The organism is Lachnoanaerobaculum gingivalis (assembly GCF_003862475.1).
GTDB lineage: Bacteria > Bacillota > Clostridia > Lachnospirales > Lachnospiraceae > Lachnoanaerobaculum > Lachnoanaerobaculum gingivalis.
Genome location: NZ_RRCO01000001.1, coordinates 589,007 through 609,104, shown reverse-complemented (window position 1 = coordinate 609,104; position 20,098 = coordinate 589,007). Strand labels below are relative to the sequence as shown.

Annotated in this window: 16 protein-coding genes, 2 tRNA genes and 1 pseudogene; 16 read left to right on the top strand and 3 right to left on the bottom strand. The window is 36.0% G+C overall.

What is annotated here, in order from left to right; translation table 11 throughout:
- The first annotated feature begins 56 nt into the window (after positions 1-56).
- The 11 genes from EHV10_RS02770 (at position 57) to EHV10_RS02720 (ending at position 11,805) form a co-directional block, all read left to right on the top strand.
- The gene (locus tag EHV10_RS02770; protein ID WP_128673308.1) at positions 57-845 is read left to right on the top strand and encodes a CPBP family intramembrane glutamic endopeptidase; all 789 of its coding nucleotides are present in this window, start codon (positions 57-59) and stop codon (positions 843-845) included.
- The gene (locus EHV10_RS02765; RefSeq protein WP_128673307.1) at positions 845-1,864 is read left to right on the top strand and encodes a glycosyltransferase family 2 protein; all 1,020 of its coding nucleotides are present in this window, start codon (positions 845-847) and stop codon (positions 1,862-1,864) included. Before EHV10_RS02770 ends, EHV10_RS02765 begins: the two co-directional genes overlap by 1 nt.
- Before the next feature lie 12 nt (positions 1,865-1,876).
- Positions 1,877-2,767, top strand: coding sequence for a ParA family protein (locus tag EHV10_RS02760; protein WP_128673306.1), 891 nt, complete (start codon positions 1,877-1,879; stop codon positions 2,765-2,767).
- Positions 2,764-3,180 carry a hypothetical protein gene (locus EHV10_RS02755; protein WP_128673305.1) on the top strand — a complete coding sequence of 139 codons (417 nt, stop codon included), beginning with the start codon at positions 2,764-2,766 and terminating at the stop codon, positions 3,178-3,180. The genes EHV10_RS02760 and EHV10_RS02755 overlap by 4 nt, the downstream gene beginning before the upstream one ends.
- A 193-nt stretch (positions 3,181-3,373) precedes the next feature.
- Complete coding sequence (locus EHV10_RS02750) at positions 3,374-5,128, top strand: IS1182 family transposase (protein ID WP_128673304.1); 1,755 nt, start codon at positions 3,374-3,376, stop codon at positions 5,126-5,128.
- Positions 5,129-5,512: 384 nt separating this feature from the next.
- A complete protein-coding gene (locus tag EHV10_RS02745) occupies positions 5,513-7,429 on the top strand; it encodes an ABC transporter ATP-binding protein (RefSeq protein ID WP_128673303.1) in 1,917 nt (638 codons plus the stop codon).
- A 2-nt stretch (positions 7,430-7,431) separates the two neighbouring features.
- Positions 7,432-9,168 (top strand): ABC transporter ATP-binding protein, encoded by a 1,737-nt coding sequence (locus EHV10_RS02740; RefSeq protein ID WP_128673302.1) that lies wholly within the window; start codon positions 7,432-7,434, stop codon positions 9,166-9,168.
- Between the two features lie 214 nt (positions 9,169-9,382).
- Positions 9,383-9,455 (top strand) — tRNA-Val (locus EHV10_RS02735).
- Between the two features lie 27 nt (positions 9,456-9,482).
- Positions 9,483-9,556 (top strand) — tRNA-Met (locus EHV10_RS02730).
- 152 nt (positions 9,557-9,708) lie between these two features.
- On the top strand, positions 9,709-10,308 hold the full coding sequence (locus EHV10_RS02725; protein WP_128673301.1) for a Type 1 glutamine amidotransferase-like domain-containing protein: 600 nt from the start codon (positions 9,709-9,711) through the stop codon (positions 10,306-10,308).
- Positions 10,309-11,805, top strand: coding sequence for a carboxylesterase family protein (locus tag EHV10_RS02720; protein WP_128673300.1), 1,497 nt, complete (start codon positions 10,309-10,311; stop codon positions 11,803-11,805).
- 156 nt (positions 11,806-11,961) lie between these two features.
- Here the strand turns inward: EHV10_RS02720 and uxaC are convergent, their stop codons facing one another.
- The gene (gene uxaC / locus EHV10_RS02715; protein ID WP_128673299.1) at positions 11,962-13,365 is read right to left on the bottom strand and encodes a glucuronate isomerase; all 1,404 of its coding nucleotides are present in this window, start codon (positions 13,363-13,365) and stop codon (positions 11,962-11,964) included.
- An 89-nt stretch (positions 13,366-13,454) separates the two neighbouring features.
- Positions 13,455-14,462 carry a LacI family DNA-binding transcriptional regulator gene (locus EHV10_RS02710; protein WP_128673298.1) on the bottom strand — a complete coding sequence of 336 codons (1,008 nt, stop codon included), beginning with the start codon at positions 14,460-14,462 and terminating at the stop codon, positions 13,455-13,457.
- A gap of 185 nt (positions 14,463-14,647) precedes the next feature.
- On the opposite strand from EHV10_RS02710, the gene EHV10_RS02705 reads away from it, so the two are divergent.
- Positions 14,648-16,126, top strand: a complete 1,479-nt coding sequence (locus EHV10_RS02705; RefSeq protein WP_128673297.1) for a UxaA family hydrolase — start codon at positions 14,648-14,650, stop codon at positions 16,124-16,126.
- A gap of 149 nt (positions 16,127-16,275) precedes the next feature.
- Here the strand turns inward: EHV10_RS02705 and EHV10_RS02700 are convergent.
- Positions 16,276-17,100 (bottom strand): annotated as a pseudogene (locus tag EHV10_RS02700) (RNA-guided endonuclease TnpB family protein); the annotation flags it as partial.
- On the opposite strand from EHV10_RS02700, the gene tnpA reads away from it, so the two are divergent.
- From tnpA to EHV10_RS02680, 4 genes are all read left to right on the top strand, one after another.
- A complete protein-coding gene (gene tnpA / locus EHV10_RS15340) occupies positions 17,099-17,449 on the top strand; it encodes an IS200/IS605 family transposase (protein ID WP_128673585.1) in 351 nt (116 codons plus the stop codon). The pseudogene EHV10_RS02700 and the gene tnpA overlap by 2 nt on opposite strands.
- A 79-nt stretch (positions 17,450-17,528) precedes the next feature.
- Complete coding sequence (locus EHV10_RS02690) at positions 17,529-18,284, top strand: IclR family transcriptional regulator (RefSeq protein ID WP_128673296.1); 756 nt, start codon at positions 17,529-17,531, stop codon at positions 18,282-18,284.
- A 93-nt stretch (positions 18,285-18,377) separates the two neighbouring features.
- Positions 18,378-19,028 (top strand): bifunctional 2-keto-4-hydroxyglutarate aldolase/2-keto-3-deoxy-6-phosphogluconate aldolase, encoded by a 651-nt coding sequence (locus EHV10_RS02685; protein WP_128673295.1) that lies wholly within the window; start codon positions 18,378-18,380, stop codon positions 19,026-19,028.
- Between the two features lie 24 nt (positions 19,029-19,052).
- On the top strand, positions 19,053-20,084 hold the full coding sequence (locus EHV10_RS02680) for a sugar kinase (protein ID WP_128673294.1): 1,032 nt from the start codon (positions 19,053-19,055) through the stop codon (positions 20,082-20,084).
- The last annotated feature ends 14 nt before the right edge of the window (positions 20,085-20,098 follow it).

Below are 20,098 nucleotides of genomic sequence, written 5' to 3'. Positions count from 1 at the left end.
TTAATTTTAATACAATTTTTATTGGCTTATTAATTGATATAGGATATACTAAGAGAATGAAGAAATTTTTTTATACATTTGGGATAAGTTTTTATCCTATACTTATTTATACGGCCATTCAGTCTTCTTTGGGAATGTTTCTTGCAGTACTGTTTGGTTTCCTTGAGGGAGCTCGCGATTTTAATGCGATGATGGATGTTTTAAAGGCAAATGCACTTGTTATTACTGCGATATGTGCAGTGGTTACTTCTGTAGTTCTAAGTCTCTTTTTCAATATTGATGTTAAGAACGGCAGAATTGAAAAGCGCGGTCAAATTAAAGCAATGGATTTTGTTATGGCCATTGTAGGCGGTGCAGGCGTTTCAATTGCATTAAATATCGTTATAGCATTGACAAATATGGCAGGTAAGGATACGGCATTTGTGGAAGTCAGCGATACGATTACAAGTAATCCGCTTATTGTCACAATAATATGTGCCGGAATATTGATACCGATAGTTGAGGAAATAATATTCAGAGGTTTGATTTTTAACAGAATTAAGCATCAATATAATTTCGTGGCAGGTTTACTTATATCATCTTTGTTATTCGGTATTTACCATGGAAATATAGTTCAGGGTATATATGCTACACTTCTGGGTATATTCCTCGGATTTGCCTATCACAAAACAAAGAGTATTTTAATTCCTATATTCATACATATGAGTGGAAATACAATTGTTTCAATTTATGCCAAGTTGGGTGAGAATGAAGAAAATATAGGAATTTTGTTGATAACTGTGGCAATCAGTATAATATTTGCTTTAATAGGTACAATATATTTTATAAACAGAAAGGTTGAGTAATGAAAGTTTTGAGTATAGCGGTGCCATGCTTTAATTCGGCGGCATATATGAGAAAGTGCATTGATTCTTTGCTGGTAGGTAAGGAAGATGTAGAGATATTGATAGTAAATGACGGCTCATCTAAGGACAATACAGCTGAAATAGCGGATGAGTATGAGAAAAAATATCCTAATATCTGCAAAGCAATCCACAAGGAAAACGGAGGTCATGGTGATGCCGTGATGTTTGGACTTAGAGCCGCTACAGGCGAGTTTTTTAAAGTGGTGGATTCAGATGATTATTTGGATGAAAAGTCATTTTTGGAAGTACTCAATAAGCTTAAAGAGTTTATAAGAGATAAGGAAAATATTGATATGCTTCTTTGCAACTTTGTTTATGATAAGGACGGTGCAAAGAAGAAAAAGGTAATGACTTATAAGAGAAACTTACCTATAAACAAGAAGTTTGAATGGGAGGATATCAAGCCTTTCCATACAGGGCAGTATATTCTTATGCACTCCGTAATATACAAAAGAGAGCTTCTTATAGAGAATAAACTTGACCTTCCTAAGCATACATTCTATGTGGATAATATCTTTGTATATCAGCCTTTGAAGGCGGTAAAGGATATTTATTATATGGATGTAAATCTTTACAGATACTATATCGGAAGAGAGGATCAATCTGTAAATGAGCAGATAATGATCGGAAGAATAGATCAGCAGATAAGAGTTACTAAAATCATGCTTGATTCATTCGATCCTTATGATGTTGCAAATAAAAAGCTTAGAAAGTATCTTATAAGCTATCTTGAGATAATGATGGTAATATCTTCCATACTTGCTATTCGCTCAAAGAGTGAGGAGAATATGCAAAAGAAGAAAGAACTTTGGGATTATCTGAAGGATCACAATCCAAGACTTTATAGGAGAATACGATATGGTGTTCTCGGTCAGACTATGAATCTGCCGGGCAAAGTGGGAAAAGGTATTGCCGTAGCGGGATATAAGATTGCAAATAAGCTGTATGGGTTTAATTAGGAGGTAAATAATATGTGCAAGATAATTTTTATTGGAAATTATAAGGGAGGGGTGGGGAAAACCACAACTACTTTAAACTTAGCAAAATATTTTGCAGATTTTGATGAAAGAGTTCTAACTATAGATTTAGATCCACAAAGCTCTTTAAGTGAAATTCAAGTTTTACGCCATTCCACTTTAGAGAGTTTGGATAGGATACCGGATTGTGAAACACTTAATTATATATTTGATTTATCAATAAAGAGAATTAAAAGGTATCCAAGTTTGAATTTAAAATTTACTGATACAGTAGTGAAGAAAGCTAACAACTACAGTTTTATACCTACAAGTCTTTTCTATAGAAAAGGCATAGGTTTGGATGTTCTTGCTATTGATATGGAAGATAGAATTGAATATTTATCAATACTTAAAGACTATATAGATACATTAAAGAACGACTTTGATTATATATTGATAGATTGCCCGCCATCAAGCAATCTTATAACTCAATCGGCATTTTTAATGTCTGATTATTATTTAATACCTACAGTGCTTGATAGCATAAGTACAAATGGTGTAATACATTATATAAAGACAGTTAAGGAAACTTATAAAAAGTATTGTGGTAATTCAAATGATGACAGTATATTGTTCAAACATTATTTTGGTAAAGAACCTGAATTGATTGGAATATTCTATAATTTGATAAGGAAGCAGGTCAATTATGATTCTGCGGATAAAGAATTTAGGGAGGCATTATTAAGAGAAAATATAGAGACAACTATATTTGAGACAGAAGTTAATAACTTTATAGATATTGCAAGATCTACAGAAGTGGGAGAAGTATCAAAAGTCAGAAAAGATTTTGAAGATTTAGCCAAGAATGTGCTGAATAGAGTTAAAAAAATGCAGGTAGCTCCATGATAGATACAGATCAAATAAAGGATTTGGAAAAGGTAATAACATACTTGAATGAAAATGATAATCCTCAAAAGGGATATATATCAATATTAGTCAAGGATCCGGATGCCTTATTAAAGGCATTATCAAAAGTGAATAAAATGAATATTAAGAAATGCTTTGCATCAAAGAGAAAAAAAACAACAGAGTACAATAATAATACTTACACGGTCAAAGACATAGAGGCTTTATTTAGTGATGAAGATTATGCCGAAATTGAAAAGAAATATACTCTGGCAGAGCTTAAGGATATGTATAGGACAATATATGGAAGGAATCCTATATCTTCAAGACAAACTAAGAATGATATAGTAAAGTCTATAAGAATGTATTTTCATCAAATGGACAGAGCAAGTGCGTTCGGATTAAATGATTAATATATTAGATTTAGTGTTTATTAAACATAAATGATTATGTCCTCAAATAATTGTTTTAAAAGGGGCTGTCGGGAAATGACAGCCATAAAAGAGGGAGGAGTAACTCATGATGAGTCACTCCTCCCTAAATTTTTACATAAAAAAAGATGGCTAACGACAACCATCTTTCTCCGTTACATGTTATAATGTAACTATGCTCACAGTTAATTATTATAACGACTTTTTTGAAATAGGTCAACAGAAAATCAACTTTAGCTTATATGAATTGAGTTTACCCAATGACGATCCAGTCTATACCCTAAAAAAAGTTATGGAGGATTTAGATTTTTCCGGACTGTTAGCCAATTGTTCGGACAAGGGAAGAACAGGGTACAACCCGATCATGATGTATGCAGTTATTACTTATGCAAATATGCGAGGAATACGCTCTATTGATCGTATTGTGGATTTATGTGAAAGAGATATTGCTTTTATCTGGCTTACTCAAGGGAGGAAGCCTAAAAGAGATGCTTTTTATGATTTTAAAAGTAAGAAACTTACTTCAGGTATCCTGGATGACTTAAACTATCAGTTTATGAGACGATTACAAAAAGAAGGATTTGTAACATTAAAAGAGTTGTTTATTGATGGAACGAAAATAGAAGCTAATGCTAATCGTTATACTTTTGTATGGCGTGGAAGCATTAATTATCATCTTGCAGGTCTGCTTGATTCTATAGACAAGCTTTATTCAGACTATAATTCTTTTTTACAAGATAATGGATTTGGTGAAAAGTACGAGTTTGGAAATGCACAAATGTTTGTGATTGATGGGATTGATAAAGTTAGAGATATTATTGAAAAGAACAGAAAAAGAAAGATTACAAAACATAAAAAGCTATCTAATAACCGTATTATAGAGATTGATAACTGCTCTCCTCTTGAAATACTTAAGCTCCAGAAAAATCTTATGACAATTGCTGACGGAGAAGGTATTGCATTTGTTAACGGAAATGGCAAGAGAAAGCCAAAACTTCAACAACTCTATGAAGAACTTGAACATTGTGGACAGCGATTAATGCACTATAAAGAATGCTTTGAGATTATGGGGAAAGATAGAAACAGCTATTCCAAAACTGATTTGGAAGCAACCTTTATGCGAATGAAGGAAGATCATATGCTGAATGGGCAGCTAAAGCCGGCATACAATGTACAGATAGCAGTAGAGAATTATTTTATTGTACATAGTTATGTAAGTAATGATCGTACAGATTATAATACATTAATTCCGGTCCTTGAAAAGCATAAGGAAGCATTTGGAGAAGTACTTGAAGAAGTGACAGCAGACAGCGGTTATTGTAGTGAGAAAAATCTCTTATATCTAAAAGAAAATAAGATAGACAGTTATATAAAACTGCAGGATCATGAGAAAAGAAAAACAAGAGCATACAGTAAAGATATAGGTAAATACTACAACATGAAGACAATGGTATTTGAGGATGAACAAGTCTATATCTGTCATGACGGTCGTGAACTGAGACATATCAACACTGAAAAGAAAGAACAGAATGGTTATACACAAACATATGAAGTATATGGATGTTCAGACTGTAGTGGATGTGAACATAAGTCTAAATGCTTATACAAATATAATCCTGATAAAGATGTTGATAAGAACAAAGTGATGAAGATCAATGAAGTATGGGAAGAGCTTCGAGAGAAGTCACATGCTAACATACAGAGTGAAAAAGGTATTCTGAAACGACAGACACGCTCTATTCAAACAGAAGGTCATTTTGGAGATATTAAAGAAAATGAAGATTTCCGACGCTTTAACTATCGTTCTTCAGATAAGGTATATAAAGAATTTATGCTTTTTGCAATAGGAAGAAATATAAATAAATATCATCGTTTTCTCTACGCAAAACTAAAGAAATTTGAAGGGAAAGCACAGGAGAAAACAGCATAGTAAAAAATGCAAAAGTAAAATTTCAGCCAAGGGGTTTTTATGCCCAAAAATAGACAGTATAATAGAAAAACAAAATATCCTGACAAAGTCACAAAGCCAAAATGCCTTGTATTTGTCAGGATATTTCTATTTAGTTCTGTAGGGATTAAAATTCAGTATTTCCCGACAGCCCCTTTTTTCATGCACTAAATAAACAGTTCTTTCAGTCGAACCTGATAAAGCAAGGTTGATTTTGAAATACAAAGCTAGTAACAAAAGAGTTAGTTGACGCTAACTAAAAATAGAGTTACAATAAATACGAATAGTTTTGGAAACTTTTGTGCATTGAGTATATGTAATGTTTTAACCGCGGGTTAGTATATACTAACCGGAAGGGATAAATTAATGAAACAAAAAAGATATAATGATGAAGTGCTTGACTCTGCTTTAGACAGTAAGAAGACAAAGCAAAATGAAGATCTGATAAAAGAGGTGGAGAGTTTAAACCTTGATGTTCCGGATGAAATAATGCAGCGTATTGAAAGTGATGTTGAGAAAAGTGAAAAACAACCTAAAATCAGCATGGGCGGTCTAAACAAAGCGCTTATGGGTATAGCTCCCGAGTATAAGGGGAGGATGCGACTTTCCGTTGTTTTTGCCTGTATAGGAGAGCTATTTAGTTTTTCCACTTATTTTTTCAGTGCTTTTGCTGCCGGGTGGTTGATAAAAAATGCCGGCGGCAATGTGGTCGGCTTTGATATATTAATGAAATATGCTTTTTTGGCAATAGGTTCATTGTTTCTTTACTTTATTTTCACAGGATTTAGCACAACCATCTCACATAAAACATCATTTTATATACTCGCAAAGTTGAGGCAAACTTTATTCGAGAAGTTAAAGGTAATTCCAATGGGGTATCTGGTGGATAATCCGGTAGGTAAAATTAAGGTCATTATAATGGATAGGGTTGCGGATATGGAAGACTGGGTGGCACATCTTATGCCGGAGCTGCCAAGCAGAATGTTGCATCCAATACTTTGTGTGATTATTTTATTTTTCCTGGATTGGCGCATAGGACTGTCAATATTTGTACCTGTACCTATTGCTCTTATCGGTATGATTACGATGATGTACAAATATCGAAGCAGGATGGCTGTGTGGTTATCAAGCTATGCAAATGTTGCCGACAGAAGTGCGGAATATGTGCATGGAATTCCGGTAATTAAAGCTTTTGCACAGGATAAGGCATCATATGGCAAATTTGCAGATGCGGTAAAATTTTATCATTTCTCTACAATGAAATGGTGGAAGCAAAGTTGGTTCGGTAAGGCGTTGATGACTGCGGCAATGATGACTCCTCAGTTAGCGAGTATGCCTTTAGCTTTTTATCTTTACGGCAGGAATCAAATAAGTATTGAAACTTTGCTTTTGGCGCTTATTTTGCCGATTGCCATTCTTCCACAGGCTTTTGGAATAATAATGAGTTTTGAACTTTTCCAAATGGCTTCAAATACATGGGTATCCATACAGGAATTGCTGGATATGCCTGTACAAAAACGACCTGATGAAAAAAATAAAGCTGTTATAGACAATAGTAAGGGAATAGAATTTGATAATATAAGTTTTTCTTATCATGACGGAACAGAGGTATTACATAATATTTCATTTAAAACAAAACCGGGAGAGGTGACTGCAATTGTCGGACCTTCAGGTGGTGGAAAATCCACAATAGCAAAACTTTTGGCAGGCTTTTGGGATCAGTCATCAGGTAGAATTTCTATAGGCGGTGTGGATACAAAAAATATTTCTTTCAGGCAGCTTGCCGAAGAGATTTCTTTCGTTTCACAAGATAATTTCTTATTTGATGTGAGTATCAGGGATAATATTCGTATCGGAAAACCGGACGCTACTGAAGATGAAATTATTGCGGCGGCAAAAGCTGCACATTGCCATGAGTTTATAAGTAAGCTGCCGGATGGGTATAATACTAAAGCGGGGGAGGCAGGAGGTGCAATGTCGGGAGGTGAAAGGCAGAGGATAACTCTTGCCAGAGCGATTCTAAAACCGGCATCAACAATTATTTTGGATGAGGCAACTGCCTACGCAGATCCAGAAAATGAAGCACTTATTCAAGAAGCAATATCAAATCTCGTAAAGGGGAAAAATCTTGTGATAGTTGCTCATAGATTAAATACAATTAAACAGGCAAATCAAATTATCCTGATTGATAAGGGTAAAATTAAAGCTAAGGGCAAACATGATGAGCTGATGAAAGAACCGCTATATGCAAGTCTTTGGAAACAATACTTGGGAGAGGAGTAGATATGGAGTTTATAAAATTATCATTTAAACTGGCAGGAAAATATAAAGACCGCCTAAAAGTTGGAATATTGCTTGTTTTTTTACAAAATGCTTCAATGTTATTCGGATTTTTTGCCCTCTTTCTTGCATTCGGATGGATGAATGAAACTACCGGTAAGCATATTCTTGCGATTTTCGTAGTGCTTTTTGCTTCCTTTCTTTTCTATTTTCTGACAGGTTGGGCAAAAAGCGGGCTTAGCGACGGTGTTTTCTTCGGTATTTTTAAGGATTACAGACTTGCAGTAGGTGAAAAATTAAAAAAGGCTCCCATGGGATATTTTGCGGAACAAAGCCTGTCAAGAATTATGTCGGCATTTACCAATGTTATGAAGAGCCTTGAAAATTACTCTACAATGAGCATAGACTTTACTTTTTCGGGTATTTCAATATCATTTTTCCTTTTGATGGGAATGTTTGGAGTAAATACTAAAATCGGAATCTTAACAGTAGTTTGCTTGATTATTATTTGGCTTTTTGTATTTCTGATGGTAAATCAGGCAAAAAAAGAGATTGCGCGTGAACACGCCGCTATTACCAAATTGGGAGATGCCCTTATTGACAGTATCAGCGGAGTTTCAGTACTTAGAAGCTTCCCTCTTGCAGATAAGGGAGTTGTGGAAGAAATTCATTCTAAATTAAAAAATTCTTCGGAGGAGCTCAGACTTGCTCAAGTGCATTTTGAGATTGTTTTTGTTATTTATAGCAGAATTTTTTCTACGGTTATCAATCTTTCAAGTTTGCTTGTTACACTGTTTTCCTGTTATCTTTATACTAAGGGTGAGATTTTATTACCACAGGCACTCACTGTTTCAGCAGCCGGTTTTATGATTTTTGGAGGATTAAAACAACTTGAAAATGCGTCCATTTTGATGGTTAAAAATCCTGCAAATATGAAGTATTTAGATGATGTCTTAGATATCCCTGAGATAAGTGACGGAAATTTGGAAGTTGTGGAAAACCAAGATATTGTCTTTGATAAAGTAAGCTTTAGTTATGATAAGAGAAATCCTGTATTAAAGGATCTTTCATTTACCATTGCGCAAGGTTCAAAGACAGCTATCGTAGGGCCGTCAGGCTCCGGAAAAACTACAATTATTAATTTGATATCTCGTTTTTATGATGTTGAAAGCGGTAAAATAAAACTGGGAAATAAGGATATACGGGATTACAAAGTTGAAACTTTACTTAAAAATCTTTCACTTGTTTTCCAGCAGGTATATCTTTTCCATGATACTATAGAAAATAATATCCGATTTGCAAAAGCGCATGCAAGTCATGAAGAAGTAGTGGAAGCCGCCAAAAGAGCTCATTGCCATGATTTTATTATGGAACTTCCAAAAGGGTACAATACAATGGTAGGTGAAGGAGGCAGTTCTCTCTCAGGCGGAGAAAAACAAAGAATTTCCATTGCCAGAGCATTACTTAAAAATGCACCTGTTATTCTTTTAGATGAAGCCACAAGCTCCGTTGATCCTGAAAATGAATATGAGATTTTGGCGGCTATTGAGGAATTATCCAAAGGGCATACGGTGATTTCAATAGCACATAGACTTTCCACCGTAAGAAAAGCAGATCAGATTTTGGTGATTGATGACGGTAGACTGGTTCAAGAGGGTAAGCATGATGATTTGATAAATCAGGAGGGAATTTATTCTGCATTTATAAAGGCAAGAGAAAGGGCTGCAAACTGGAAATTATAGAGTTTTAAGGAAGACCGGTATTCGTATGATTCGGTCTTTTTTGATATTTGGGATTAAATAACCAAAGTACTGAGGTCGCATTATTCTTTAAAAATTGTTCTGTATAGAAATGACCTGAACTGTAACATGGCTTATAAATTTTCTTTGAAAAGTTTTAAATAATACTTGACAATAAAGACATTATTTTATATACTTACATAGCGTTGAACGCAACGGGATCTTAGCTCAGCTGGGAGAGCATCTGCCTTACAAGCAGAGGGTCACAGGTTCGAGCCCTGTAGGTCCCATTTTTCATGCAAAGCATGAACATATATGGCGATGTAGCTCAGTTGGCTAGAGCATACGGTTCATACCCGTAGTGTCGAGAGTTCGAATCTCCCCGTCGCTATTTTTAAAGTCTGACTGTGGTCAGACTTTTTTTGTATCAAAGAGTACAGATAAGGCAGATGGTCAGTAGGGTAATATTAGAATTTACAAGAGTTTTGCCCTTGTGAAATACTCTTTATCTGAGTGAAAATTAATAAAATATGAGGTAAATCTATGAAATTATTTTTGTGTTCGCATTTTTCAAGCGTTGGAAGTTTGATAAAAGAAGAAATAGAGATGAAAAAGGTATTATTTATACCTACAGCTTCTATTTATGAGGAATATAAGGGGTATGTAGGTTCGGCAAGAAAGATTTTTAAAAAGCTTGGAGCGGTACTTACAGAGATGGATATTTCAAAAGAGGATTATGCAAGTTTAGAAGCGGAATTTAATGATGCTGATATAATTTATTTTACAGGAGGAAATTCATTTTTCCTTTTAGAGCAGCTTAGGAAAAATGGAGTGGATAAACTGCTGAAAGAAGAGTTGAATAAGGGTAAATTATTTATTGGAGAATCTGCCGGAGCTATAGTATGTGCTCCGGATATAAAATATATTGAAATGATGGATGAAAAGCCGAGTGATTATTCACTTACAGATGATGGAGGATTGAGTTTAATAAATTTCTATGTTTTACCGCATTATCTTACAGCTCCTTTTAAGAAAATAACTGAAAAAATTTTAGAACAATTTAACAACTTGGATATATGCCCTATCAATAATTCACAGGCTGTTATCATAGAGGAGGGCTCTAAGAGGATTGTAGAGATATAAATGGAGATATTACAGACAGATATTGGGAAAGTATATGCAAGGGTAGTGGGGAAGACTGAAGATAGTAGAGCGGTATATGCTATACCAAGCGTACCTTATGCACGAGGGGAAAGATTGGAGTACGCAAAAATTATCGGTAAAGATGAATATTCATCGGAAAAAGTTGTTAACAGAGAAGAAACATTATGCTTTCCACAGAGAAAATACCCTCTGTTTTTAAATGTTTTTATGAAACATCATATGTTACGACCTGAGTTTCAACCGATAAAAGATGTTCAGAGTGAAAGTGCATTTGTAGTGAATATATGGGCAACTGATGATTTTGACAACAAGAAACCGGTGATTGTTTTTTTACATGGTGGAGGAGAAGGTTCAGGAACCGTTCCCATATACACAATGGAACATATCGGTGAAAAAGAGGTTGTGGCAGTTACAATTACCTATAGGGTAGGGAATTTCGGATATATGCCTGTTTTTGACAGTAAAGAAACAAGGGCTTCTCTTGCATATCTTGACCAGCAAACAGCCTTAAGTTGGATTTATGATAATATAGGTTCATTTGGCGGAGATAATACCAATATTACACTTATGGGACATTGTGGCGGTGCTGTTGCAGCTCTTTACCATTACCTGAATCCTGTAAGTAATAAATTATTTCATAAATTGATTTTGTGTGCCGGTAATGTTCCTATACTGTCAGAACTTGATTATGCAAAAAATGCGTACAAAAATATGCTGTCAAAAAATCATTTGAGCGGACTTGAAGATTTGAAAAAACTTTCAATTAAGGAAATGATAAAGCTGAAAGGTGGGCAAAATGACATTGTTGACGGAAAGTTTTTTACAGAACATCCAATGAAATTGCTTGAACAAGGCGAGTTTCCTTGTATGCCTGTATTGATAGGCTCAAATAAAGATGAGTTTTCTATGATAGAATTACCGATGTACTATAAAGCTCTTGGGATAACGAAGAAAAAGAAAGATTTAAAGGAAAATCTGATGAAAAGATATGGAGAGTTTGCTAAAAATCTTGAAACTGAACTTAAAGTGGAAGCGGAGGGCATTGTAGATTTACAGATTCAAATTATGGAACTTCTTGTATTTCATTCGAGTGCATTATTTCTTATGGAAACGATTGGAAAGAAATCGCCTGTATACGGATACAGGATGAACTATATACCTAATTTATATAACGGACTTCGTGGCTCATACCGTGGTGCGGAACTGGCTTTTTTCTTTGGAACTATAGATAAAATGAATATATATATAACTAATGAAAACAAAAGAGCAACTGTTTTAATACAAAAAGATTGGCTGGAATTTGTAAGGTCAGGCAAAATAGACGGGCGTCCGCTATTTAATGAAAAGGGAGAAATTATAGAGTATGATAAAGAGATTAGAGCCATACCTTTTCCACATGCAAAACTTATTCATCAGGTTCAAAGCAGCGGTATAGGTGATAGATTAAGGAAAGAATACATAAATAACCGCAGCTAGTTTAAACATTATAAGAGCAATACAATATAATGAAAAAGTAAATCTCTGATATGTACCAAAAAGTTCGGGATATATCAGAGATTTTACTATTTTTTTATTACTCAAATTTTAAAAGGAAAAGCTATAATAAATAAAAATTTTTTATATCCTTAACAGTTAAAATCCGAAATATTTTACCGCATTATTGTAGGAGATATTTTCAACAAGCTCTTTTAATGCCTTTTCATCATTTGGATATTGTCCGCTTTCAACCCATTCTCCTATAAGCTGGCAAAGTATTCTTCTGAAGTACTCATGTCTTGTATATGAAAGGAATGAACGTGAGTCTGTGAGCATACCGTTAAAGTTTCCTAAGCAACCGAGAGCGGCCAAAGACTTCATCTGAGCTCTCATACCCTCATAGTGATCATTGAACCACCATGCAGAACCCTGCTGAACTTTTCCGGCAATGCTTGAATTCTGGAAGCATCCGATGATTGTACCGATGGCTGCATCATCATTAGGATTTAGTGAATAGAGTATTGTTTTTGGAAGCTCACCTGTTATATTTAAAGCATTTAAAAAATCTGCAAGCTGATCTGCAGGAGCATATCCGCTTATAGCATCAAATCCTGTATCGGGACCGAGCTTATTAAACATTGCTGTATTATTGTTTCTCTTGCAACCGAAGTGAAGCTGCATTACCCAGTTTAATCTGTGATATTCTTTTCCGAGTGCAAGTAAGAGAGCGGTTTTAAACTTGTACTGCTCTGTAAGGCTTACATCCTCGCCTGCAAGTTTTTTCTTTAAAATGGCATCAACTTCATTCTCACTTGCAGGAGCATAATATACAAAGTCAACACCATGATCTGATACAGAGCAACCGTTGCCGTGGAAAAACTCCAATCTGTTCTTCAATGCTTCCTTAAGAGATGCAAAGTCTTTTACAGATACACCGCTTACCTCGGAGAGCTTTGCAATATATTCCGCAAAATCGGGCTTTTCAATATTTGTAGCCTTATCAGGTCTCCATGCCGGAAGTACTTTAAATCCAAGGTCTTTGATTTCTTTAAGTTTGATATGCCATTCAAGAGAATCTATAGGATCGTCTGTAGTACATATAACTTTAACATTTGAATTTCTGATAATATTTCTTACACTTAATTCATCTGTAGCAAGTTTTTCTTTTGTGAGATTCCAAACCTCATCCGCACTTTCAGGGTTTAGATGACCTTCAAAGCCGAAATACTTTTGAAGCTCAAGATGTGACCAATTATAAAGCGGATTACCTATAAGCTTAGGTAATGTAGCGGCCCATGCATCAAACTTTTCTCTGTCCGATGATTCACTGCCTGTTATAAGTTTTTCATCCACACCGTTTGATCTGATCTGACGCCATTTGTAATGGTCGCCTCCAAGCCATACCTGAGTGATATTATCAAATTTTTTATCTTCATAAATCTCCTGTGGATTTATATGACAGTGATAGTCAACTATAGGCATCTTCTCAGCATAGTCATGATAAAGATGCTTTGCTGTTGGTGTATCAAGTAAGAAATCCTGATCCATAAAATTTTTCATGTTAACCTCCTTAGCCAAACGGCTGTATAAAGTAAAATTTATAAATAACTACATTTTCAGTAGTCATATACATATTAAGTTTGAGAGTATCAATTCTTAGATTTAAAAGTATCTCTTTCTATAATAGACGGCTCAAGTATGTAGATATTTTCAGGAGAATGCCCGTCAAATACCTCCAAAAGAGTCTTCACACTGCGACTGCACAAATCAAAAAGCCTTGAGTCAACAGTGGTAAGCTCGGGATATGACATTTTTGAAAAGATCGAATTATCATATCCTATTATTGAAAGCTCATCAGGAACCGAAATTTTATTTTGTTTTGCAAATTTTAATGCTGTCATCGCAAGAAAATCATCTGAGGCAATTATGCCGTCCGGGAAAAAAAATTCTTTGGTAAACTTTTTAAGCGAGAGATTAATGCTTTCTATTTCATTTTCCTCACATAAAAGAGTCGCATAGTTTTCACTTTTGATTTTCAGCTCTTTACATCCGGATATAAACCCGTCCAGCTTTCTTTTGGCGGATTGTGACGTGGAGTTGTAAAGAAAGAGCAGCTTTCTGTTGCCGGTATTATATAGCATATTTACACTTTTTTTTGTAGCATTAAAATCGTCATAATACGAACAATATATATTCTCACCCTCTAAAAATCCGTTTATTAAAAATATAGGCAAAGATTTTGCTGTATTTTTTATCAGATTTTTATTGTCTTTAGCGGATATATATTTTGAACCGATCATAATAACGGCATCCACACTTTTTGAAACAAGTATATTTAAATATTTTTTGAGATTCTTTGTATCATATCCGCTGCAGCATAAAAGCGAGTCATAGCCATTTTCTCTGAGCATTTTCTCGAAATAGGACAGAGCTCTTGCTACATAGATATCGGAAGGATCCGAACATAGTATACCTATAGTTTTCATAGTATTTAGCCCAAGTCCTCTGGCAAATACATTCGGAGTATAGCCAAGCTCCTCCATAATATCATGAACTTTTTTTCTGGTCTTTTCGCTTACCTTCGGGCTGTCGTTGATAACTCTTGATACTGTAGCTATGGATACATTTGCCCTGTTTGCAATATCATATATATTCATAATTCACCATTTTAGTATCCGGATTATACAGCATATAAATACACTGTATAAAAGTTAAATGTAAATCTCATGTTTACAAAGCATATCTATCTTGACAACGGATAAAAATCCCATGTATAATGCGATTGTAAACGCTTACATTTATTATAAACTCAATATGAGTATTTGGCAAGGAGATAAAGGGAATGGATTATATCAAAATCAATGATTTAGATAATGTATGTGTGGCATTGAATGCATTGCCAAAGGGAGAAAAAATTACAATCGGAAGCGACAGTATAGAGACAAACAGTGAAATCCCTGCCGGACATAAGGTGGCACTTAAGGATATCAAAGCCGGTGAGGATGTTATAAAGTACGGAAACAGGATAGGGATTGCAAAAGAGGATATAAGAAAAGGCGACTGGATACATACTCATAATATAAAAACAGCGCTTGGTGATTTGCTTGAATATAAATATATTCCAAAGGTTAAAGAAATAGAAGAAACCGCCCATGAGACCTTCCTTGGATTTAAGAGAAAAAACGGAAAGGTGGGAGTAAGAAATGAAATATGGATTATTCCTACTGTAGGCTGTGTCAACAATGTGGCACAGGCAATTGAGAGAAGAGCAAAGTCTCTTATAAAGGGAAGTGTGGAAGATGTAATAGCTTTTGTACATCCATATGGCTGCTCACAGATGGGTGATGATCAGGAAAACACCAGAAATATACTTGCGGATATGATAAATCATCCCAATGCGGGAGGTGTACTTGTACTGGGGCTTGGTTGTGAAAATTCAAATATTCCGTTACTTAAAGACTACCTTGGTGATATAGATGAAAGCAGAGTGAAATTTTTGGTATCTCAGGAAGTTGAGGATGAGATAGAAACAGGACTTTCTCTTATAGAAGAACTTATAAACAATATAGTCGATGAAAAGAGAGAAAAAATAGATGCAAGCGAACTTGTAATCGGGATGAAATGCGGAGGCTCTGACGGGCTTTCGGGAATAACGGCAAATCCTATAGTTGGAGAGTTCTCAGATATCCTTATTTCAAAGGGAGGAAGTACAATACTTACTGAAGTACCCGAGATGTTTGGAGCGGAAACTCTTTTGATGGAAAGATGTAAGGATAAGGAAACTTTTGAAAAGACGGTAGCCCTTATCAATGATTTCAAAATGTATTTTAAAAATCATAATCAGACAATTTATGAGAATCCGTCACCGGGAAATAAGGCAGGCGGTATATCCACACTGGAAGATAAGTCTTTGGGCTGTACACAGAAGTCGGGAAGTGCTAAAGTGGTAGATGTACTTGATTATGGAGATACTGTAAAAACAAAAGGACTTAATCTGCTTTCATCACCGGGAAACGACCTGGTAGCCGCTACGGCACTTGCAATGAGCGGAGCTCATATAGTGCTCTTTACCACAGGAAGGGGAACACCTTTTGCCTCGCCGGTTCCGACATTAAAGATAGCTACCAACTCAAGACTTGCAAAAAGCAAGGGGAATTGGATAGATTTTAATGCCGGAAGAATGGTTGAGGATAAAACAAAGGAAGAGCTTGCAAACGAGCTTTTTAAACTTGTGCTGGATGTGGCAAGCGGAAAGAAAGTAAAGTCTGAAATTGCGGGATTCCATGATTTTGCAATATTTAAACAGGGAGTAACTCTTTAGTCAACTACCCATCACCTAAAGGTAATGGGCTTGTAACTGCCCAGTCGTAGTAACGGCTTACGTCTCCGACCTTTAGGCCCCAATAGATATTGCTATCTAAAGTGGCGTTACATCGTAGGGTGGTTGACAACACCCTTTACAACAAAGATTTACTCTGCTGTAACTATACTAGGTACTTGGCTATCGGTTAGATAGTTGATTCCCATACGGTATAGATTCATAGCTCCAATGCGGTCATCGTTTGATTTATATCCACAGTTTTTACAAGCAAACAAATGTATTTTCTTGTTACGATTGGCTTTTTCAATATGTCCGCAAACAGGGCAGCATTGACTCGTATAACGAGGGTCTACTTTTAATACGAGAGACCGGTTATGTTTTGTTTTGTAAATTAGCTTTTGCTCTAAATCATAGAACGACCATGATACAGACACATAACGGTCTTTTGTTCGTACACGTTCAGTAACAGGACGAACTCCACTTAAATCTTCTAAGACGAAGAGAGTATACTTTGGATTAGACGCCACGAGTGCCTTCGATACCTGATGATTGACATCCTGCATCCAACGGTTTTCTCGTGAACCAATCGCTTTTATTCTACGTCTGGCAGATGGAGTCCTACGCATCTGTAATTCTTTGCGAAGTTTAGAATAATGAGCACGTTTCTGTTTAATGGTTTTACCACTAAAAAAGCCTGATTTATGTTTACTGTCGTAGGTTGCAATGACAAAGTTAATACCTCTGTCAATACCAACAACGTTGCAGATTTCAGCATCTTCACATTCTTCCACTTCATAAGTTGCAGGTATGTGTAAAAAATACTTGCCGTGCTTATTTACAAGTTTGGCTGTACCAAAACTATAAATACTATGGTAAAAATATTTAGACATACCCTTATCAAAATATGGCAGTTTTACACGTCCATCTAAAGTATTTACGGAAAAGCAATGATTCGTAAGAGAATAATCCCATATCCTATTAGTGACAAAATATCGTAAACAGCTACCGGGAAGCAACATTGCTGACGATGTAAAACAAAAGATATTCGATATTTGTAAATCTCATAATCGGGAAATAATTGTTATGGAAACTGACAAAGACCATATACATTTTCCGGTCAGTTATGACACTACCGATAAGATCTGTGATATCGTAAAAACCATCAAGCAAGAAACAACTCATTGTTTATGGGTTAAATATAACAGTTTTCTTTCCAAACAGTATTTGAAGAAACACATCTTTTGGTCTGATGGTTATTTTGCTTGTAGTATTGGGGAAGTATCGTCATCTACAATTCAAAAGTACATCGAAAGCCAAGGGTAATGGTTAAAAAATTACAAGACTCCTCCCACCACCCAAGGGTAGTGGGTTTCCGTCTATGACAACCGAAAGGATTTTATTTATGAAAATAAATCGAACCACTGAAAGAAGTATACAAATAATGCAACTTATAGCTAAATCCGGAGAAGGTCTTGAAATGGATGAGATTTGTGAGAAGCTGTCCATTCCAAGAACCAGTTGTTATGACATACTGGTTACATTGGTTCATATGGGAATGCTTGAAGTAAACACCGGTATTAAAAGAAGCTATAAGATAGGCATAAATGCTTACAGAATCGGTATGAGCTATACCAATAACAGAAATATTTCTGAAATCATAGCGCCTGCACTGAAGGGGCTTTCAAAGGAACTGCAAAAGACCTGCTTTTTCGGTGTGCTGGAAGGTAATAAAATAGTATACATATCAAAATGTGAGCCGGAAAACCCTATAATAACCACAGCGACTATAGGTACTAAGAATCCGGTATACAATACTTCTCTCGGAAAAGCCATACTCAGTACTATGAGTGAAGACAAGATAAGAAGTATAGCCGGGGAAATAGATTTCAAGCCTGTAACAAGATTTACACTTACAGATGCGGATGCTCTTGTAGAAAATATCAAGCTCTCAAAAAAAAGAGGATTTGCACTGGATGAGAGAGAACTTGAGGAGCATATGGAATGTGTCGGAGTACCTATATTTGATGAAAAGAGGGAGTGCATAGGAGCTGTCTCGGCTTCAAGTCTTTACAGAAAAGATGAGGATTATATTGCGCTTGGAGAGATATTAAAAAAAAGGGGACTTGAAATATCAAAATCTTTAGGTTTTATGCCTTGACAATGATAAAAAAGTTAATTACAATCAAGATATCGCAAATATGAATTATTATTCGTATATACGAATATTTATATATTGTTTATGGAGGTTCAAATGAGAAAAGAACAGGTTCTTACAAGAATGAAAGAAGATTGTCTGGTTGCCGTTGTTCGTGCAAAGAACAAAGAGCAGGGCGAGAAGGTCATAGATGCTATTGTTGCAGGAGGAATCAATTTTATTGAGATCACTATGACTATGGATGATGGAAACCCTGTAGAGTTTATACAGTTTATGTCAGAGAAGTACAGAAATAATGAAAAGGTAGTTATCGGTGCAGGTACAGTACTTGATCCTGAGACAGCAAGAGCGGTAATTTTGGCAGGTGCAAACTATGTTGTAAGTCCGGGACTCAATGTAGATACAATCAAGCTTTGCAACAGATACAGAGTTCCTATGCTTCCGGGTGTTATGTCACCTACAGAGGCTATCACAGCGCTTGAATCAGGATGCGATATCATAAAAGTATTCCCGGGAAATGTAGTAGGACCGGGTGCAATCAGCTCATTTAAGGGACCTCTTCCACAGGGAGATTTCATGCCGAGCGGTGGTGTGGACGTTGACAATGTAGATAAGTGGTTAAAGGCCGGAGCATGTGCCGTAGGTACAGGTTCGTCTCTTACAAAGGGTGCGGCTACAGGTGATTTCGCAGCTATAACAGCAAAAGCAAAGGAATTTGTTGAGGCGGTAGCGGCGGCAAGAAAGTAATATTTTATTTTGAATGGAGAAAATATGGCAAAGATAGTTACAATGGGAGAGATAATGCTCAGATTATCAACTCCAAACAATGAGAAGTTTATACAGGCTGATGAGTTTGATATAAATTATGGCGGCGGTGAGGCAAATGTTGCCGTTTCTCTTGCAAACTATGGACATGAAGCGGATTTTGTAAGTGCATTACCAAAGAATCCTATAGGTGATGCGGCTATTGCAACTCTTCGCAAGTACAATGTAGGAACAAAACATATCTCAAGAAGCGGAGAGAGAGTAGGTATCTACTTCCTTGAGACCGGTTCAGCTATGAGAGCTTCAAATGTAGTATATGACAGAGCTCATTCTTCCATTTCCACAGCTAAGGTTGATGAATTTGACTTTGATGAGATCTTCAAAGATGCAGATTGGTTCCATTTTACCGGTATTACACCTGCGGTTTCAGACTCTGCCGCAGAGCTTACAGAGGCTGCTCTTAAGGCCGCCAAGAAAGCGGGAGTAACAGTATCTGTAGACCTTAACTTCAGAAAAAAACTTTGGTCATCAGAAAAGGCAAAGAAAATAATGACAAATCTTATGCAGTATGTAGATGTATGTATTGGTAATGAAGAGGATGCCGAGAAGGTTCTCGGATTTAAGCCGGGCAATACAGATGTTACGGCAGGAGAGCTTGAGCTTAACGGATATGTGGATATATTCAATCAGATGTGCGATCAGTTTAAGTTTAAGTATGTTATCAGCTCACTTCGTGAGAGCTTCTCAGCTTCAAACAATGACTGGTCAGCATGCATCATGGACGGAAGCACAAGAGAGTTCTATCACTCAAAGAAATACCATGTAACTCCAATCATAGACAGAGTCGGTGGTGGTGATTCATTTGCAGCAGGTGTTATCTGTGGCCTTTGCGATAAGAAAGACTTTAAGTCCGCACTTGAGTTTGCGGTAGCCGCATCAGCACTTAAGCACACAATACCGGGAGATTTCAACCTTGTAACAAGAGAAGATGTTGAGAGCCTTGCAGGTGGAGATGGATCGGGTAGAGTGCAGAGATAAAAACAAAATATGTA

Excerpts from the sequence above, each read along its gene's own strand:
- EHV10_RS02770 (WP_128673308.1), top strand. The coding sequence starts at position 57 with ATGAAGAAATTTTTTTATACATTTGGGATAAGTTTTTATCCTATACTT.
- EHV10_RS02765 (WP_128673307.1), top strand. The coding sequence starts at position 845 with ATGAAAGTTTTGAGTATAGCGGTGCCATGCTTTAATTCGGCGGCATAT.
- EHV10_RS02760 (WP_128673306.1), top strand. The coding sequence starts at position 1,877 with ATGTGCAAGATAATTTTTATTGGAAATTATAAGGGAGGGGTGGGGAAA.
- EHV10_RS02755 (WP_128673305.1), top strand. The coding sequence starts at position 2,764 with ATGATAGATACAGATCAAATAAAGGATTTGGAAAAGGTAATAACATAC.
- EHV10_RS02750 (WP_128673304.1), top strand. The coding sequence starts at position 3,374 with ATGCTCACAGTTAATTATTATAACGACTTTTTTGAAATAGGTCAACAG.
- EHV10_RS02745 (WP_128673303.1), top strand. The coding sequence starts at position 5,513 with ATGAAACAAAAAAGATATAATGATGAAGTGCTTGACTCTGCTTTAGAC.
- EHV10_RS02740 (WP_128673302.1), top strand. The coding sequence starts at position 7,432 with ATGGAGTTTATAAAATTATCATTTAAACTGGCAGGAAAATATAAAGAC.
- EHV10_RS02725 (WP_128673301.1), top strand. The coding sequence starts at position 9,709 with ATGAAATTATTTTTGTGTTCGCATTTTTCAAGCGTTGGAAGTTTGATA.
- EHV10_RS02720 (WP_128673300.1), top strand. The coding sequence starts at position 10,309 with ATGGAGATATTACAGACAGATATTGGGAAAGTATATGCAAGGGTAGTG.
- uxaC (WP_128673299.1), bottom strand. The coding sequence starts at position 13,365 with ATGAAAAATTTTATGGATCAGGATTTCTTACTTGATACACCAACAGCA.
- EHV10_RS02710 (WP_128673298.1), bottom strand. The coding sequence starts at position 14,462 with ATGAATATATATGATATTGCAAACAGGGCAAATGTATCCATAGCTACA.
- EHV10_RS02705 (WP_128673297.1), top strand. The coding sequence starts at position 14,648 with ATGGATTATATCAAAATCAATGATTTAGATAATGTATGTGTGGCATTG.
- EHV10_RS02690 (WP_128673296.1), top strand. The coding sequence starts at position 17,529 with ATGAAAATAAATCGAACCACTGAAAGAAGTATACAAATAATGCAACTT.
- EHV10_RS02685 (WP_128673295.1), top strand. The coding sequence starts at position 18,378 with ATGAGAAAAGAACAGGTTCTTACAAGAATGAAAGAAGATTGTCTGGTT.
- EHV10_RS02680 (WP_128673294.1), top strand. The coding sequence starts at position 19,053 with ATGGCAAAGATAGTTACAATGGGAGAGATAATGCTCAGATTATCAACT.